At 50.9% G+C, this 17,884-nt stretch carries 14 protein-coding genes; 8 read left to right on the forward strand and 6 right to left on the reverse strand.

Annotation, left to right across the window (positions count from 1 at the left end; all coding sequences use genetic code 11):
• The 4 genes from EDI29_RS20025 to EDI29_RS20040 all read right to left on the reverse strand — a co-directional run.
• Positions 1-882: IS110 family RNA-guided transposase (locus tag EDI29_RS20025; RefSeq protein WP_137742285.1), on the reverse strand; the 882-nt coding region annotated here is incomplete at its 3' end.
• 347 nt (positions 883-1,229) lie between these two features.
• Positions 1,230-3,509, reverse strand: coding sequence for an NADP-dependent oxaloacetate-decarboxylating malate dehydrogenase (gene maeB, locus EDI29_RS20030; protein WP_137742286.1), 2,280 nt, complete (start codon positions 3,507-3,509; stop codon positions 1,230-1,232).
• A 221-nt stretch (positions 3,510-3,730) separates the two neighbouring features.
• Complete coding sequence (locus EDI29_RS20035; RefSeq protein WP_137742287.1) at positions 3,731-4,696, reverse strand: sugar-binding transcriptional regulator; 966 nt, start codon at positions 4,694-4,696, stop codon at positions 3,731-3,733.
• A 3-nt stretch (positions 4,697-4,699) separates the two neighbouring features.
• Positions 4,700-5,524: a triose-phosphate isomerase gene (locus EDI29_RS20040; protein WP_137742288.1), complete on the reverse strand. Its 825-nt coding sequence runs from the start codon at positions 5,522-5,524 to the stop codon at positions 4,700-4,702.
• A gap of 245 nt (positions 5,525-5,769) precedes the next feature.
• Between EDI29_RS20040 and pdxA the strand changes: the two genes are divergently transcribed.
• The 8 genes from pdxA to EDI29_RS20080 all read left to right on the forward strand — a co-directional run bounded on the left by pdxA (position 5,770) and on the right by EDI29_RS20080 (position 14,976).
• On the forward strand, positions 5,770-6,774 hold the full coding sequence (pdxA, locus tag EDI29_RS20045; protein ID WP_137742289.1) for a 4-hydroxythreonine-4-phosphate dehydrogenase PdxA: 1,005 nt from the start codon (positions 5,770-5,772) through the stop codon (positions 6,772-6,774).
• A gap of 33 nt (positions 6,775-6,807) precedes the next feature.
• A complete protein-coding gene (locus EDI29_RS20050) occupies positions 6,808-8,526 on the forward strand; it encodes a four-carbon acid sugar kinase family protein (protein ID WP_137742290.1) in 1,719 nt (572 codons plus the stop codon).
• Positions 8,527-8,628: 102 nt separating this feature from the next.
• On the forward strand, positions 8,629-9,654 hold the full coding sequence (locus EDI29_RS20055; protein ID WP_137742291.1) for a 2-keto-3-deoxygluconate permease: 1,026 nt from the start codon (positions 8,629-8,631) through the stop codon (positions 9,652-9,654).
• Between the two features lie 10 nt (positions 9,655-9,664).
• Positions 9,665-10,033: a PTS glucitol/sorbitol transporter subunit IIA gene (locus EDI29_RS20060; RefSeq protein ID WP_137742292.1), complete on the forward strand. Its 369-nt coding sequence runs from the start codon at positions 9,665-9,667 to the stop codon at positions 10,031-10,033.
• 78 nt (positions 10,034-10,111) lie between these two features.
• Complete coding sequence (locus EDI29_RS20065) at positions 10,112-10,570, forward strand: RpiB/LacA/LacB family sugar-phosphate isomerase (RefSeq protein WP_137742293.1); 459 nt, start codon at positions 10,112-10,114, stop codon at positions 10,568-10,570.
• 183 nt (positions 10,571-10,753) lie between these two features.
• The gene (tal, locus tag EDI29_RS20070; RefSeq protein WP_137742294.1) at positions 10,754-11,704 is read left to right on the forward strand and encodes a transaldolase; all 951 of its coding nucleotides are present in this window, start codon (positions 10,754-10,756) and stop codon (positions 11,702-11,704) included.
• Between the two features lie 15 nt (positions 11,705-11,719).
• On the forward strand, positions 11,720-13,714 hold the full coding sequence (gene tkt, locus EDI29_RS20075) for a transketolase (RefSeq protein WP_137742295.1): 1,995 nt from the start codon (positions 11,720-11,722) through the stop codon (positions 13,712-13,714).
• Between the two features lie 230 nt (positions 13,715-13,944).
• Positions 13,945-14,976: a LacI family DNA-binding transcriptional regulator gene (locus EDI29_RS20080; protein WP_137742296.1), complete on the forward strand. Its 1,032-nt coding sequence runs from the start codon at positions 13,945-13,947 to the stop codon at positions 14,974-14,976.
• Positions 14,977-15,037: 61 nt separating this feature from the next.
• Here EDI29_RS20080 and EDI29_RS20085 read toward each other — a convergent pair whose 3' ends face one another.
• Positions 15,038-16,561 carry a glycosyl hydrolase 53 family protein gene (locus tag EDI29_RS20085; RefSeq protein WP_137742297.1) on the reverse strand — a complete coding sequence of 508 codons (1,524 nt, stop codon included), beginning with the start codon at positions 16,559-16,561 and terminating at the stop codon, positions 15,038-15,040.
• Positions 16,562-16,772: 211 nt separating this feature from the next.
• A complete protein-coding gene (locus EDI29_RS20090) occupies positions 16,773-17,858 on the reverse strand; it encodes an ABC transporter ATP-binding protein (RefSeq protein ID WP_137742298.1) in 1,086 nt (361 codons plus the stop codon).
• Between the last annotated feature and the right edge of the window lie 26 nt (positions 17,859-17,884).

The following is a 17,884-nucleotide window of genomic DNA, read 5'->3' on the forward strand; positions in this document are numbered from 1 at the left end:
TGCTGCACACACCACCACTTTCCCTGACTTATTACGGGCATTCATCCGCTCTCTCAACGCAGCTACCGCCGGGTTATACTGCATCGCAACTATCGCTGGCATATACAGTGAGCGGCGCATTATGCTGTTACCCATCTTCGAGATCCGACTTTTTCCCTTCCACTGTCCTGACTCCTGCTGCATCGGATTCAGCCCTGTCCACGCCACCACCGCCTTACTGCTGCTGAACCTCGACATATCGCCCAGATACGCCAGCAGCGTACTGCTCAGCACACCTGCTATCCCGGGGATCGACTCCAGCAGTTTCCTGTTTTTCCTCAGCCCCGGGTCATTATCGATATGGTCGTTTATTGCCCGCCGTGTCTCTTCTGACTGGGCATCCAGCATGGCTATCACTTCGCTGATGGAAGGCTGCACCACTGCATCCGCTGTCTCCAGACGATTTTCTTCCATCTGCTTCATCTCCAGCAGATTATTCAGGCGGTTTACCAGAGCCCTGAGTTTTCTTTCATTCAGCGGGATCGGCTGCCATTCCACCGGAGAGTGCTGACCGCAATAGCGCGCTATCATACGTGCATCGCCTTTGTCCGTTTTGTTACGGCTCAGCTCGCTGCGACCGAAGGATTTAATACGCGCCGGATTTTCCACGCTGACGACATAACCCGCATCACTCAGGAAGGTGGCCAGCGGCTCGCTGTAAACCCCGGTCGCTTCCATGCAGACATGACATTCACCAAAGGGCTCAAGCCAGGTTTGCAGCGCTTTAAAACCTTTAGGGGTATTGGGGAACACTTTGGTTTTGTAGGATGTGCCGCCTTTCCAGACCGCTACATCAAATTTCTGTGAGGCGACATCAATACCGACAGGCGTGAGTGTATGCATTGCTTTTCTCCTTGTGAACATATCAGAGAACCGCCATGACCTTCCTTACAGATGCGTGCTCGAAGCACAGGATACCGTCCGGTCTTTGCTGGCGGGAAATAAGCCGCAGGGGATGAATCTAAAACACAGGCTGTGAGCCCGAGGGGAAACCCCATCTCACCCGCGACTTCCCGATGATCAGTCGGGGATCATAATACCCTGAGGAGAATGATCGAGATATAAGGGGAAGCACGGTGATGAGGTTCCCGCAGGGATGCCTCACACCGTGGTAGCCCCGGTATCTCGATCCTGAAACGATCAGCATTAGCCACACATCAACTGGGTTTGTCAGTACAAATGAAAATGCCTTACAGCGGCTTGGTTTGTGCTTCCACCACCGCCAGCGCCACCATATTCACAATCCGGCGTACCGAAGCAATCGGCGTCAGGATGTGTACCGGTTTCGCGATCCCCATCAATACCGGCCCAACGGTCACACCTTCAGAAGACGACACGCGCAGCAGGTTATAGCTGATACGCGCAGATTCCATATTCGGCATGATCAGGATGTTAGCCGAGCCTTTCAGCGGGCTGTCTGGCATCTGCTCGCGGCGGATCGCTTCCACCAGCGCAGCATCACCGTGCATCTCGCCGTCAATTTCCAGCTCCGGTGCCAGCTTGTTCACCAGCGCCAGCGTGGCTCGCATCTTCTGCGCCGTCGGAGAATCCGAGGTGCCGAAGCTGGAGTGCGACAGCAGCGCGACTTTCGGTTCGATACCGAAACGACGCACGCTTTCTGCCGCCATCAGCGTGATTTCAGCTAACTGTTCCGGCGTCGGGTCTGCGTTGACGTAGGTATCGGCAATAAAGGTATTGCCGCTCGGCAGCATCAGCGCATTCATCGCCCCCGCCGCATGTACGCCTTCGCGATAGCCGAACACCTTCTCGACCACATCGAAGTGCTCTTCATAGGTGCCAATCGTGCCACAAATCAGCGCATCCGCCTCGCCACGGTGAACCATGATCGAACCAATCAGCGTCGGGTTGCCGATCACCGCACGCTGCGCTTTTTCCTGCGACACGCCGCGACGTTTCATGAGTTCAAAATACTCGCTCCAGTAGGCTTTGAAGCGTGGATCGGATTCGTTATTAACCACTTCAAAATCTTTACCGATGGTCAGTTGCAAACCCAGCTTTTGCAGGCGCATTTCAATCACGCTTGGACGACCAATCAAAATCGGGAACGCCAGCCCCAGCGTGACCAGTTCCTGCGTGGCGTGCAGCACGCGAGCGTCTTCACCTTCGGCGAATACCACGCGCTTCGGCTGCTGACGCGCCTGTGCGAAGATCGGCTTCATAAACAGGTTGGTTTTGTAGACGAACTGGGTCAGTTTTTCGATATAGGCATCAAAATCTGCGATGGGACGCGTTGCTACGCCGGAATCCATCGCCGCTTTCGCTACTGCCGGTGCGATCTTGATGATCAAACGCGGATCGAACGGTTTAGGAATCAGATAATCCGGGCCGAATGACAGTTCCTGATCGCCATAGGCAGACGCGACCACTTCACTCTGCTCCGCCAGCGCCAGATCGGCAATCGCGTGCACGCAGGCCAGCTTCATCTCTTCGTTAATCGTGGTCGCACCAACATCCAGTGCACCGCGGAAGATGAATGGGAAGCACAGCACGTTGTTCACCTGATTCGGGTAATCTGAACGACCGGTACAGATTATCGCATCCGGGCGTACTTCTTTCGCCAGCGGCGGCAGAATCTCCGGTTCTGGGTTTGCCAGCGCCATGATCAGCGGACGTGGTGCCATGGTTTTCACCATCTCTGGCGTCAGCACACCAGGGCCGGAACAGCCAAGGAAGATATCGGCATCAGGGATCACATCAGCCAGCTTGCGAGCACCGTTATCTTCAATCGCGTAAGCGGCTTTAGTTTCTTCCATGTTTTCATCACGGCCGTGGAAGATCACGCCGCGCGAATCACATACCACAATGTTGTGCTTCTGAAGACCCAGGGCCACCAGCAGGTTCAGACAGGCGATAGACGCCGCACCCGCACCGGATACCACCAAACGTACATCGGAAATTTTCTTTTCTACGACGCGCAAGCCATTCAGAACGGCGGCGGTACAGATGATCGCCGTGCCGTGCTGATCGTCGTGGAAAACGGGAATCTTCATGCGCTCGCGCAGTTTCTTCTCAATGTAGAAGCACTCCGGTGCTTTGATATCTTCCAGATTGATACCGCCGAACGTCGGCTCCAGCGCGGCAATCACATCGATCAGCTTGTCTGGGTCTAACTCGTCGACTTCGATATCGAAAACATCAATGCCGGAGAATTTTTTGAACAGAACGCCTTTGCCTTCCATCACCGGTTTACCAGCCAGCGCGCCGATATTGCCGAGGCCCAGCACGGCCGTCCCGTTAGAGATCACCGCAACCAGATTACCGCGTGCGGTGTATTTGTAGGCAGCCAGCGGATCTGCGGCTATTTCCAGACAGGGTGCCGCCACACCGGGAGAATATGCCAGTGCCAGATCGCGCTGCGTCGCCAGCGGCTTCGTTGGGGAAACCTGAATTTTGCCGGGAATCGGATACTGGTGGAAATCAAGGGCGCTTTGCTTTAGCTGTTCATCCATTTTATGTACCTTTTCGGTTTTGTTGTGTCTGTAGGGTAAAGAGTACCCAGTATAGTGTTTGCCAATGGCTAAACTACCGAGGATGGCAAAAACTGCGGGGGAATGCTGGTTAATATAGTTATTTTATTTGACGGTTTTTCGTTCAGAAACCAGATAGGCTACAACGAGAAATCGCGTAGTGCAGGCGCACGACGCGATGTAGAGGGAGGATAAAGCGATGACTAGTGTCTGGCGGATATCAGGCTCAGCACCGTGCGAGCATTACTGGCGCTGGTGGCAATAACATCCACAATACCAGAACGCAGCGCAGCCAGAATCGCCGTCGCTTTGGTATTTTCAGAAGCAATGGCAATCACGTAAGGGATCTTGCGAAGCTGATCGAGACTCAGGCCGATAACTCGGTCGTTCATCACCGTATCGACAGGCCGCCCTTGAATATCCAGAAAGGCATATCCGGCGATATCACCAACAACGCCCTCATCCTGACGCGCCGTGATGATCTCCTGTGAGGTAAACCAGCCAAGTTGAACCATGAAGCTGTTTTCGTTCATGTCGCCTAACCCCACCAATGCAATATCCGCCTTGCTTGCACGTTCAAGCGTGTCATTGATCAGACGATTTTGCATAAAGGAAGATTTTAATGCCGGGTTTTCGACATAAGCAGGTGCATACAGCGTTTCGCTCGTGGCATTAAATTTCCGTGCCAGATGACGACTGATATGATCGGCATCAATCAGTTCCCCATCGCGCTGCGTGCCTCCGATACCGCAGATAAACTTGCAGTGCCGTTCGGGAAAAACCCCCACGTGGCTAGCGACCGCCGCCACATTGCGCCCCTGCCCAACGGCCACGGACATGCCATTTTTCAGGATGCTGGACAAGTAAGTGGACACCAGCGATGCCACCTGTTGGCGCTGTTCATCTTCATCATGGTGATCGATAGCAATCAGCGCACGCTTGATGCCAAAGCTCTTAATAAATTGCTGCTCAAGTTGGGAGCTAAATACCGGATGATAGCGGACATTAATTTCAACAATCCCTTCCGCCCGCGCACGTTTCAACAAACGCCCGACCTTGATACGCGAGATGCCAAAACGGCTGGCGATCTCTTCCTGGGTCTGTTGATTTTCATAATACGCAACGGCTATTTCCGTCAGTAATTCACTGTCTGAATTAAATTCGCTCATGGCTTAACTCATTTTGGCTTCGCTTAGGGTCATGCGTTCACCCTGTTCATTCAACAATGCCGAAACACTGCGCACCAGTTGGCAAAAATCATCCGCATTCCAGGCGGCTCTGCCGATAAATAACCCGTCAATATCTGCGCATTGAATAAGTTCACAGGTATTATGCGGATTCACGCTTCCGCCGTACAGAAGCGTAATACAGGAAGCGATTTTTTCGCCATAAAGGGCAACCAACGCCTGGCGTAACGCGGCATGAATATCCTGTGCTTCCTGTGCAGAGGCTGGCGTTCCCCCTTCACCAATGGCCCAGATGGGTTCATAGGCAATGATGACGCGTGTCACCTGTTCCGCGTTTAAACCGGCAAGTGCAATTTTCATTTGCCGAATCACGCTTTCTTTGGAAACGCCCCACGCCTTCTCTTGTGCGCTGTCACCCACGCAGACTAATGGTCGCAACTGATAGCGTAGCGCGGCCTGCACTTTTTTCTGGATATCCGCATCGTTTTCCGCGAAGTATTGCCGCCGCTCGGAATGCCCTAACTCGACAAGCGTCGCACCGCAATCAGATACCATCATCGGAGAAACCTCTCCGGTCCACGCGCCGTTGTCAGCGTAATGCATGTTTTGCGCCCCTGTCAGGCAATTCACCTTGTGCGCGGACAGGTACTCAGTCACTTCCCTTATCAAGGTAAAAGGGGGAATCACAAAAGGCTGAATGAATGCACCGGCAGCAGGGGTAAGCTGTTTGGATAGAACCGTACAGTAGTCGATCGCTTCCTGTCGGGTTTTATTCATTTTCCAACTCGTGCCTATCATCACTTTTTTCATGTCATCTCCTTCTTTCGCACCGTGGCTTTCGTTGTAGCGTAACAAAAGCCCCATCACCAAACTTATATTCACGCAACAAACAAATGCCCGATCACGAAAATGCATCAAAAAGAAAAAAATTGTGCTTAATGTGATCGAATTCAAAGCTATTTCTTCGCTAGACCGTAAAATCCCATAAAACAAAAGTTCAATCAATGAACATATGAACAACCAAACCATTCCGGTTTACGATAAAAGGGGAAATTATGTCGACCGTAAAAAAACCCGTTGTAGCTCTGACTATCGGCGATCCAGCAGGGATCGGCCCTGAAATTTCGGTAGCGACCATGATGGATAAAGACGTGTATGAAGAGTGCCGTCCTTTCCTCATCGGTTCGGTCCCCATCATTCGCCGTGCGATGGCCATTAAACACTGCGATTTTGCGCTCAACATCATCACCTCTCCTGCCGAAGCCAAATTCAGCTGGGGTACATTGGATGTGTTGGAAACGGGCGAATATGATTGCGATAGCATCGAATGGGGTAAGGTCCAACAGCTCGCTGGGAAGATGTCGCTTGATTACGTCATGAAATCCATTGAGTTAGGCATGGCGGGTGAGATTGATGTTGTGTCCACCGCCCCCATCCATAAAGAAGCGATAAAGCTCGCGGGCTGCAAATTGCCAGGGCATACCGAAATTTATCAGGTTGAAACCGGTTCGGATTACGGCCTGACGATGTTCCATGTGCAAAAGCTACGGGTGTTTTTTGTCAGCCGCCACATCGCGCTGAAAGAAGCCTGTGACTACGCCAACAAAGAGCGCGTTCTTGCTTGTGTACAGCAAATTCACCATGAATTCACCGCGCTGAATATTAAAAATCCACGTATCGCCGTCGCTGCACTCAACCCGCACGCCTCAGATAACGGCCTGTTCGGTCATGAAGAGAAAGACAACCTGATTCCTGCCGTCAAAGCCGCTCAGGAAATGGGGATCAACGCGATAGGCCCGATTCCAGCGGATTCCGTTTTCCATCTCGGAAAACAAGGGCATTACGACGCAATTCTGTCGCTCTATCACGATCAGGGACATATCGCCTGCAAAACGCTCGACTTCGAGCGCTCCATCACCATCACTTTCGGCTTGCCATTCATGCGCAGCTCGGTCGACCACGGCACCGCTTTCGACATTGCAGGCACAGGCAAGGCAGGTACGGTCAGCATGCTGGAATCGACGCTGGTTGCCGCACGTTACTGGAAAATGAAGCACTAATGTGAGTTTCAGGCCACTGATGGAGAACACACCATGACGCGATATTTGGAAATTATCAGAGGCGGTAAAGGCTGGGGCGGACCGCTACTCGTTAATGTCACACCAGGGAAAAAAATTGCCTACATTACCGGGGGAATCCGTCCTACCGTGGTAGACCGGTTGATGGAACTCACCGGCTGGGAATCTGTGGATGTCTTCAAACACGGGGAACCGGATGAACAAGAGATTGGTTTAGTGGTTATCGACTGCGGCGGCACGCTGCGCTGCGGTCTTTATCCCAAACGAGGGATTCCGACGATCAATCTCCACCCGACGGCAAAAACGGGGCCGCTGGCAGAATACATTCGAGAGGATATCTATGTCTCGGATGTCACACCCGCGGGTATTCGGCTACGGGCGGAGGGAAAACAGGGAGACAAACTGGGGATTGTCGCTGACGACCTCACTGGCGCAACGACGATCGGCGTTCTCTTGGCGCGCAGCGGCATGAAAACGGCCGCCTTTTTTAATACCACGTCGTTCACGGACTGTGAATCAGACTGGCAGGCGATGGTGATCAGCAGCGATAGCCGTCCGCTGCCCAAAGCTGAAGCGAAAAACCGTGTGAGAAACGCGACGCAAGCGCTATTGGAACGCGGTGCGGTGTATTTCACTAAACGTGTCGATACCACACTACGCGGCGGTATCGGCTACGAAATTGATGCCATGCTGGAAGTACTGCCGCAGGAAACGGTCGCGGTGGTCGTTCCCGCCATGCCGCAATCGCGCCGCATCGTGGTCGGCGGCTACTCAGTCATTGATTCCGTCGCCTTGTCCTGTACCGATGTCGCCAAAGATGTTCGCACGCCAGTGACGGAAACTTTTGTTCCCGGGCTACTCAGTGAGCAAACACATCATCAGGTGAAGCATATTCCCCTGTCTTGCGTGTTAAAAGGCTATAACGCCATCAGCGATGCGCTGGTTCAACAGCAGCGGGAAGGCGCTCGCGTCATTGTTGTGGATGCCATTTCACTGGCCGATGTGGAAAATATTGCTCGCGCGGTTACCAAGCTGAACTGGAATGTGCTGGCTGTCGATCCCGGTCCTTTTACCGAGCGCCTGGCCTTTACCAGAGAAATGATCCGCGACGAGGAACGCAAGGAGAAAGCGCTCATCCCTCAGGAACAACAGCAGGGTTCAATTATCGTCGTCGCCGGCAGCGCAACGCCGGTAACCAAAAAACAGCTTACCGCACTCATTGAAACCGACCCACGCGTTTGCCACATTCCGATTGATGCCGAACTCCTGATTGATAAAGAGCATTCAGCAGATATTGAAGTGGCAAGAGTGGTCAGGCAGGCACTGGAGTGTGTGAAAACGCACGCGAATGCCATCTTCGTTTTTGAATCCGCATTAACCGGTCGCCTGCTCGATCTCAATGAGGAAGAGCAGCGTTTTGGGCTGGCGCACGGTCAAGCTGCGGAGAATATTAATCAGGGTCTGGGTAATATCGTAAAAACCGTGCTGGATGCTGCGGCTTCTGAAATTAAAGGCCTGTATATGACAGGTGGAGATACGATGGTGAACGTACTCAAACAGCTCGGTGCTAACGGTATCGAGATGGTGGATTACGTTATTCCTCAAACCGATCTGGTCAAAATCATTGGCGGTGATTACGAAGGATTAATTTGTGTCGGGAAAGGCGGTTTAACCGGCCCCGAAGATATTATTCACACCATTATTGATCATATTCACCGGGAAACAATGCAATAAAAAATAGAGCAATAAAAATCACGATAAACAATAAAACCGACGTATTGCATAGGTCTGATTAACAGGCCTGGATGTTGCTCTACCCTACACGAGAGAAACACCATGAGAAATATAAATATTCTTGAAAAAATGAATAAAGTCCCAGGAGGGCTGATCATTATCCCACTGCTCGCGGCGATATTGATGAATACCTTCGCGCCATCGCTATTACAAATAGGCGGCCCCACAACTGCATTATTTAAAGCAGGTTCCAGTGCAATGATGGGAATATTTCTTCTCATCTGCGGATCGTCAATTAATATTCGTCAAGCCGGGCTCCCTCTCTATAAAGGCACCATGCTACTGATGCTGAAATTCTGTGCGGGTGCACTGGCAGTGTGGTTTATGGGCGCTTTTTTTGGTCCCGCTGGGTTCTTCGGTATTTCTACGCTGGCGTTTATTGCCTGTATCACCAGTTCAAACAGTTCATTGTACATTGCGTTGTGCAGTAACTACGGTGATGCCAGCGATGCGGGTGCCATCTCCGTTTTTTGTATTAAAGACGGCCCCTTCGTAACCATGGTGGTTCTCGGCGTCAGCGGTTTAGCCAACATTCCGTTTGCTGCCCTGCTTTCCATGCTCATCCCGCTAATCATTGGCATGATGTGGGGCAACCTTGATGAGAAATTCAAGCAACTCTGCGCTGCGGCTCAACCGCTAGTCATTATTATCATGTCGTTTGCCATTGGTGCCAATTCCAGTATGCACACCGTCTTTACTGCGGGCTTATCTGGCATTGTTCTGGGCATTATTTCCGCCATAACCGGGTTGATTTTCTACTTCCTGTACAACTTATTCCTGAAACGAAAAACGGCGCTGGGAGCAGCATTGGGCACCACCGCAGCCAGTTCGGCATTGACGCCCGCCATGGTGGCGCAGGCCGATCCTAGCCTCCAGATTTTTGTTGACTCCGCTACGGCGCAATTAGCAACGGCTAGCATTATCACCATGCTCACCGCCCCCGTACTTGTTGCCTGGTTTGATAGTCGATTGAAGAAAAAAGGCATTATCCCATCGGGCGAAGAAAATCATGCGCTACCGACCGGGCAATCTCACTCACTCAATACGCAGGCAGATAAGCCCAAATAAGGTAGAGAAAATGAGACGAATTATCTGGCAGGCGACAATAAGCACGGTGGGAGAAAATGCAGCATTATTTCTGGCAGAAAAACGTCTCATTCTTTTCAGCGATAATGCGCCTAAAGACATCAGAGATTATTGTATTACCCATCATGGTGGGGAGTTAATTCAGCCGCTTTCTGTTCAGCAAAAAATGGCGTTATTCGGCATCACATATTCGCTCAGTGCAATAGGTGATGTCGCCAGCCAAAATCTGAAAGAGCTGGGTCACATAACACTGTTATTTGATGGAGCAGAAAAAGCAGAATTACCCGGTACGATTCACCTAATTGGGCCAATACCAACAACCTTGCTAGCACAGGGAAACATCACGATTTTCGAAGAGTAATCATTAGCGCTGGCATTAATCGCTCGTGTTTTCTGATAACCGATTTTTTAAATTAAATAAAATGTAAGGACTATCACCATGAAACCAATCGCTATTGGCGCAGACGATGCGGCCTGGAGTTTACGCGATACACTTACCCGCTATCTGGATTCGCTTAATATTCCCTGGGTCGATTTTAGCAGCGATAAAAATCAGGATAACGCCATCTATCCCGACGTCGCACATACGGTAGCAATATCAATTAAAGAAGGGACGCACGAACGCGGGATTCTGCTGTGCGGCACAGGTATTGGCATGAGTATTGTGGCGAATAAGGTGACCGGGGTACGTGCGGCACAGTGCCATGACACCTATTCCGCCCAGCGAGCCAGAAAAAGTAACAATGCGCAGATCATCACGCTCGGTGCGCGTGTTATCGGGCCTGAACTGGCGAAAGAGATCGTCGCAGCCTGGCTGGAATCGGAATTTGAAGGCGGTGGCTCCGCACCGAAGATTGAAAAAATCAGTTATTACGAACATCAGGAAAATACCCGTTAAGCGCGACAGTGGTCGGTAACCCATTCCGATCCGCACAGGGCGAATGCCCCCTCTTCAGGTGCATTTCCAATTACAGTAATCAGAAAAAGCGCATGTCATTCTGCTCTCCAGTGGTGCAGTGTGGCATAGCGCTGCGAACACCGTTCCGTTCATTGCTTTTTTGATATGCCAAGGAGCTCACTCATGAACCAACTCGAAGCCCTTAAACAGTTTACCGTGGTGGTCGCCGATAGCGGCGATATCGACTCTATTCGTCAATTTTCACCACAAGATGCCACCACGAACCCATCCTTGATTCTGAAAGCCGCCACCCTGCCCCAATACCAGCCGCTGTTTGATGACGCGATTGCCTATGCGAACCAGCAAGGCGGCAGCCCGGAAACACGGCTTATCAACGCCAGCGACCGACTGGCAGTGAATATTGGCGCAGAGGTGCTGAAAAGCATTCCCGGCCGCATCTCCACCGAAGTGGATGCTCGCCTCTCGTTCGATCGCGGGATGTGCGTCGCCAAGGCCCGTAAACTGATTGGGATGTATCAGGAAAAAGACATTCCGCGCTCGCGCATTCTGATCAAACTCGCCGCCACCTGGGAAGGCATTCGCGCAGCAGAAGAGCTGGAAAAAGAAGGAATTAACTGCAACCTGACGCTACTTTTCTCATTTGCGCAAGCGCGTGCCTGCGCTGAAGCCGGTGTCTTCCTGATCTCCCCATTCGTTGGCCGGATTTATGACTGGCATCAGGAAAAACAGCCCACCAGTCACTATCAGGCCGAAAGCGATCCCGGCGTGATCTCCGTGCGTAATATTTATGACTATTACAAACGCCACCGCTACCAAACCGTCATCATGGGGGCCAGCTTCCGTAAAGTGGAACAGATTCTCGCCTTAGCGGGATGCGATCGCCTGACGATTTCCCCTGCGCTGCTGGAGCAGTTAAAAAACCGCGACGCCCCCATCGAACGCCAACTGACGCCGTCAACCGAAGCGTTCAATCCACCTTCGCCGCTGTCCGAAGCCGAGTTCCGTTGGGAACACCATCAGGATGCGATGGCCGTCGATAAACTGGCGGAAGGCATTCGCCTGTTCGCTGCCGATCAACAAAAGCTGGAAGCGCTGCTGGCAGCCAAGCTGTAATTTCTGGAGTCAAGCATGTCCTCTCGTAAAGAACTTGCCAATGCTATCCGTGCGCTGAGCATGGATGGGGTGCAGAAAGCCAAATCCGGTCACCCGGGTGCACCGATGGGCATGGCCGATATCGCCGAAGTGCTGTGGCGCGACTATCTTAACCATAATCCGGCTAACCCTAACTGGGCCAACCGTGACCGCTTCGTACTGTCTAACGGTCACGCGTCCATGCTGATTTACAGCCTGCTGCACCTCTCCGGCTACGACCTGCCGATTGAAGAACTGAAAAACTTCCGCCAACTGCATTCCAAAACGCCGGGTCACCCTGAATACGGCTACACCGCCGGCGTTGAAACCACCACCGGCCCGCTGGGGCAGGGTATCGCCAATGCAGTGGGCATGGCGATTGCCGAGCGCACGCTGGCGGCGCAGTTCAACCGTCCGGGCCACGAGATTGTTAACCACCACACCTACACCTTCCTCGGTGACGGCTGCATGATGGAAGGGATTTCCCACGAAGTCTGTTCGCTGGCAGGCACCATGAAGCTCGGCAAACTGACTGCGTTTTATGATGACAACGGCATTTCCATTGACGGCCATGTTGAAGGCTGGTTTACCGACGATACCGCCGCCCGCTTTGAAGCCTACGGCTGGCATGTGGTGCGCGGCGTGGACGGTCACGACGCGGACGCTATCAAACGCGCCATCGGCGAAGCCCAGCTTGTCACTGATAAACCGTCACTGCTGATGTGCAAAACCGTGATTGGTTTTGGTTCTCCGAACAAGGCAGGTACGCACGACTCGCACGGTGCGCCATTGGGCGAGGCAGAAGTTGCGGCTTCCCGCGAACAACTGGGCTGGACGCACGCGCCGTTTGATATCCCGGCTGACATTTATGCCGCCTGGGATGCCAAACCGGCTGGTCAGCGTAAGGAAGCGGCCTGGGACGAGGCATTTGCTGCCTATGCCAGCGCGTACCCGGAACTGGCTGCCGAATTCAAACGCCGCACTGGCGGTGAACTGCCCGCCAACTGGCAGGCAGAGGCACAGAAATTTATCGAAGACCTGCAAGCGAATCCGGCGAAAATTGCCAGCCGCAAAGCCTCACAGAACGCGCTGGAAGCCTACGGCAAACTGCTGCCGGAATTCCTGGGCGGCTCTGCCGACCTGGCACCGAGCAACCTGACCATCTGGTCTGGTTCGGTGTCGCTGGATAAAGACCACGCAGGCAACTATATCCACTACGGCGTGCGCGAATTCGGTATGACGGCGATTGCCAACGGGATTGCGCTGCACGGTGGCTTTGTGCCGTACACCGCGACCTTCCTGATGTTTGTGGAATACGCCCGTAATGCGGTGCGTATGGCTGCACTGATGAAAATCCGCAGCATCTACGTCTACACCCACGACTCTATCGGTCTGGGCGAAGACGGCCCGACGCACCAGCCGGTTGAACAGCTGGCGAGCCTGCGCGTAACGCCAAACATGAGCAACTGGCGTCCGGCGGATCAGGTGGAAACGGCGGTAGCGTGGAAATACGCCATCGAGCGTCAGGACGGCCCGACGTCGCTGATCCTGTCACGTCAGAACCTGGCGCAGCAACCCCGTACCGCTGAGCAACTGGCGAACGTAGCGAAAGGCGGTTACGTGCTGAAAGACAGCGACGGGCAGCCGGAGCTGATCCTGATTGCCACCGGCTCTGAAGTGGAGCTGGCCGTGGGGGCGTATGACAAACTGACTGCCGCAGGCCGCAAGGTGCGCGTGGTGTCGATGCCGTCAACGGATGCGTTCGATAAGCAGGATGCAGCCTACCGTGAAGCGGTGCTGCCGAAAGCGGTAGCGGCGCGCGTGGCGATTGAAGCCGGTATCGCGGACTACTGGTTCAAGTACGTCGGCCTGAACGGTGCGATTGTTGGTATGACGAGCTTCGGCGAATCAGCGCCGGCTGAACTGCTGTTCGAAGAATTCGGCTTTACCGTTGATAACGTGGTCGAAAAAGCGCAGGCGTTGCTGAACTGACAGGGTAATAAAGTAGTACCACGATGTGGTGTGAACAAGGATCGCAAACAGATACACCGCTTGCGATCCAACACCATTCATTGATTTCACTATATCAGCAGTATCTGTTAGTCCCTTCCAGACACGGTGGTACGACTGAACATTTAATCGTATTTTTAGCCCATGAGGATGTTAAATGAATTGAGCATTCGCTAATATCAGCCTTATAGAAAAATTATGGAAAATTTTTTGTGGCAACAATTGCAGATATCGCTCAAAAAGCCGGGGTGGCAGCGTCAACCGTTTCTCGCGTGCTTAATAACGATCCTACCTTGTCCGTAACCAAAGAAAAGCGTCAGCTCATCAAGAAAATTGCCTATGAGCTGGCATATTTATCGCCCACACAACGTAAGCAGCAGAAAAAAAGGTTAGAGAACTCGCTTGTGGTGCGATCTCATTTCAAAATGGATAATGACAACTTATTAAATCTTGCCGTCGTCCACTTTCTTACGCCTTCAGAAGAACTCAACGACCCTTATTTTACCGCAATGCGTATTGGTATTGAAAACCGCTGCCACCATTTTAATATTTCGTTGCGCAATCTATTCACCACAAATTTATCATCCAATGGTCAGACTTTAGCGCAGGCACAGGCGATCATTTGCGTAGGTCACTTTAGCGATAACGATACCGCCTTAATCTATTCATTAAATAAGAATTTGATTTTTATAGATTCTGCTCCCCTCGATAAACAATGCGATGCCGTACTTTTTGATCGCGAAGCGGCTGCACGCGAAGTCTTACATTACATTGTTAATAGCGGAGCTCAACGCCCCGCATTTATAGGGAACAATGAGAGCCGACTGCATGTATTTCAAGAGATAACCCAAAAATACGGTATCTACCACGAATCGCGATGTAAGATCAGCCAGTTATTCTGTATTGAGTCCGGCTATCAGGCAATGAATGAGTTACTGCAACAAAAAGAATGGCCTGATGTCGTATTCGCAGCAACAGACATTATCGCTATTGGCGTGTATCGTGCGATCCAAGAGAAAGGCATTTCAATCCCTAAGCAAATCAAAGTGATCGGGATGAATGATATCCCTACGGCACAGCACCTCAATCCCAGCTTGACCACAATGCGGCTCTACCCTACTGAAATGGGTGAAGCCGCCGTCGATCTATTTTTAGAGCTGGTCGCGGGACGCTATTATAAGAAACACGTACAGGTTGGTTATGAAATGGTCTGGCGCGAAAGTTTCACACTCAGCCCGATATAACCTTACCCGTATTATAGTTATATTTCTTACCTTTATGAGTAAGTTGCGCGGCCAGAGAGCATCAATTAGCGGTTATTTTCCATAGCTGATTCAATCCTCCATTATCATGCCATTGAATACCTGATGCACCATTCTCTGTCGAACGACTACTGATATCCAAAAGCTTTCCGCTATTTCTATTCATGATTTTATAATAACCGTCTCCAGCATCCAAAATCAGCCATTGCTGGCTAAAATGGCCGGTGTTATACATTTGGATAATTTGCGCCCCCTCTTCATTGGCACCGGAAGCAATATCAATGTACTTTCCACTATTAACACTCACCACATTAAAATAACCGTTACCCATCGCGTTAAAATAAAAACGCTGGCTGTCCCAGTTACCATCGCTGTATTGTTCAAGCAATGCGCCATCTTCGTGTGAACCGCCCACGACATTGAGCGATTTACCGCTATGTCGATTAGCGATCTTATAACGTGTTCCAGTGATAAAATTGATTTGCGACTCAGCAAACGCATCCAGTGCCCGGGTAAATTGCAATACATTGTTTGAAACTCGCGTCGTCGTACCTAATGCGTAGCCATCCGGCAACACGCTGGCATTCCCCGCGGGTTCCCAATAAAAAACCCCAATCCCTTTATTTCCCGGTACCGCTTTAACAAGATTAATCGTATCCTTAATCGTCCAGTAGCTATCTGTCGGGTTGGTCTCCAAACCACCCACTTCAACAACCATGACTTCCTTACCATAGCGGCTCGCCATATCATTGAGGTTGCTAGCCAGTGCGCCAGTAAGCTCCCAATAATTTTTCCCCTCCCAATAGGGGTAAAATGAAAAACCAATCACATCGGTTTTCCCACCGTGCGTAGTGAGGAAATTGTCAAAAAACCAGCGAGCGTTCGAATTATTATTCCCATGCGCCAAATGGCTGATCACCTTGGAAGAAGGGCTGGCTGCTTTAACCGCATCATAGCCAGCATTCAGTAGCTGCGTTAAATTGGCAAATCGGCTTGTACTGCCTTCCGGTAGTAAAATTCCGGGGTTCATTTCGTTACCAACCTGCACCCATTCCGGCGTCACGCCTGCGGCAATGAGCGCAGTCATCACCTCATGTGTATGGTTATAAACGGCCGTCGTTAATTGACCAAGATTGTAATTCGCCCACGCGGCTGGCTTGATTTGATGACCTGGATCTGCGAAAACATCGCTGTAGTGGAAATCCACCATGACGCGCATTCCCATCGTTTTGGCACGCTGTGCGGCATCCACCACGCGGGTTTTATCCGTGTAGCCAAGCATCGTCCAGGTCGTATTATCTTTATGCCATAACGCGCTAGGATCGGGGTTAACAAAAATACGCAACCGTACAGCGTTGATGCCGTGATCGCGCAATATCTGTAATACATCGCGCGGCGTTCCGGCATCATCACGCCAGCTTACTCCTCGATCTTCTAATTGCTTTACCCAGCCAATATCCGCGCCATAAGCAAACGGCTGTGCCGCTTTCGCCAGATTGGTCGCCGTGAACCCTATAAATAGCATTAACAATACAGAGATGATTCCTGAATAATTATTCTTTTTCATTCACTTCTCCTTGAGGTAATACACTAAAAAGTATTTATGACTTAAATACCCAGGTACAAATTAAAAACAGAAGACTATATTTATAAAAATAAATTTCACATACGAAACCAAGCAGCTAATTTTAATCGCTGCTTGGTTAGGCTTGTCTTTTTTCACTGACGCCATATAGTCTTTTTAATGGCGTTATTATCAGTATTTTTGACCGTTATTTTTAATTAATTCTCTTTCCATCTTCATCAAAAAAATGCAGATTTTCACTACGGCATGTCAGTGGAATCGTTGAATAAGGAACAATACTGTTGTCACCCGACAAATGAACTTTGAAATGATTAACGCCAGAATAAGCACCAAAAATATATGTGGCATTACCCAGCCTTTCGGTTACCTCACTATTGATTGCCAGGCTGACATCTCCGCCATTTGGATCAATACTCAGGTGTTCTGGCCGAATGCCAACGGTAATTTTTTGTCCTATTTTCAGCCCGTGGTTGGCAGCATTAACGGAAAGTGTATTAAGCGTATTGATCAATATACTCACGTTATTTCCTTCAACCTGTATCACTTCACCGGGTAGAAAATTCATATTCGGCGAACCGATAAAACCGGCGACAAAAAGATTTTCTGGCTTATGGTAGAGCTCCATTGGCGTGCCGACCTGCTCAATGTCCCCTTTGTTTAGCACCACGATTTTATCCGCCAGCGTCATTGCTTCTACTTGATCGTGCGTCACATAAATCATGGTATTACGCATTTCCTGGTGCAGCCGGGCAATCTGTAAACGCATTTCCACGCGTAATTCGGCATCAAGGTTCGATAACGGCTCATCAAATAAGAACACTTTAGGATCGCGTACAATTGCCCGCCCGATCGCGACGCGCTGACGCTGACCGCCAGACAGCTGCTTCGGTGTACGATCCAACAAGGCTTCGAGCTGAAGCGTCATCGCCGCCTTTCGCACCATTTTTTCGACTTCGGCTTTAGGGTGCCCATTCATTCTTAACCCAAATCCCATATTTTCAGCCACTGTCATATGTGGGTACAGCGCATAGGATTGGAAAACCATCGCAATCCCTCGCTCTGCGGGATCAAAATGGTTAACTAGACGGTTATCAATATGAATTTCACCATCCGTGATATATTCCAGTCCAGCGATCATTCTCAGCAGCGTCGATTTACCACATCCCGATGGGCCAACGAATACCACAAACTCACCAGAATTAATTTCAAGATTGATACGATGGATCGTTTCCGTCTTATCGTAACGTTTCACTATATTTTTTAGTAAAATATCAGCCATGTGAACCTCAAACGTTAATTTGCCAT

The sequence above is a fragment of the Pectobacterium polonicum genome (assembly GCF_005497185.1).
Classification (GTDB): domain Bacteria; phylum Pseudomonadota; class Gammaproteobacteria; order Enterobacterales; family Enterobacteriaceae; genus Pectobacterium; species Pectobacterium polonicum.

Excerpts from the sequence above, each read along its gene's own strand:
- maeB (WP_137742286.1), bottom strand. The coding sequence starts at position 3,509 with ATGGATGAACAGCTAAAGCAAAGCGCCCTTGATTTCCACCAGTATCCG.
- EDI29_RS20035 (WP_137742287.1), bottom strand. The coding sequence starts at position 4,696 with ATGAGCGAATTTAATTCAGACAGTGAATTACTGACGGAAATAGCCGTT.
- EDI29_RS20040 (WP_137742288.1), bottom strand. The coding sequence starts at position 5,524 with ATGAAAAAAGTGATGATAGGCACGAGTTGGAAAATGAATAAAACCCGA.
- pdxA (WP_137742289.1), top strand. The coding sequence starts at position 5,770 with ATGTCGACCGTAAAAAAACCCGTTGTAGCTCTGACTATCGGCGATCCA.
- EDI29_RS20050 (WP_137742290.1), top strand. The coding sequence starts at position 6,808 with ATGACGCGATATTTGGAAATTATCAGAGGCGGTAAAGGCTGGGGCGGA.
- EDI29_RS20055 (WP_137742291.1), top strand. The coding sequence starts at position 8,629 with ATGAGAAATATAAATATTCTTGAAAAAATGAATAAAGTCCCAGGAGGG.
- EDI29_RS20060 (WP_137742292.1), top strand. The coding sequence starts at position 9,665 with ATGAGACGAATTATCTGGCAGGCGACAATAAGCACGGTGGGAGAAAAT.
- EDI29_RS20065 (WP_137742293.1), top strand. The coding sequence starts at position 10,112 with ATGAAACCAATCGCTATTGGCGCAGACGATGCGGCCTGGAGTTTACGC.
- tal (WP_137742294.1), top strand. The coding sequence starts at position 10,754 with ATGAACCAACTCGAAGCCCTTAAACAGTTTACCGTGGTGGTCGCCGAT.
- tkt (WP_137742295.1), top strand. The coding sequence starts at position 11,720 with ATGTCCTCTCGTAAAGAACTTGCCAATGCTATCCGTGCGCTGAGCATG.
- EDI29_RS20085 (WP_137742297.1), bottom strand. The coding sequence starts at position 16,561 with ATGAAAAAGAATAATTATTCAGGAATCATCTCTGTATTGTTAATGCTA.
- EDI29_RS20090 (WP_137742298.1), bottom strand. The coding sequence starts at position 17,858 with ATGGCTGATATTTTACTAAAAAATATAGTGAAACGTTACGATAAGACG.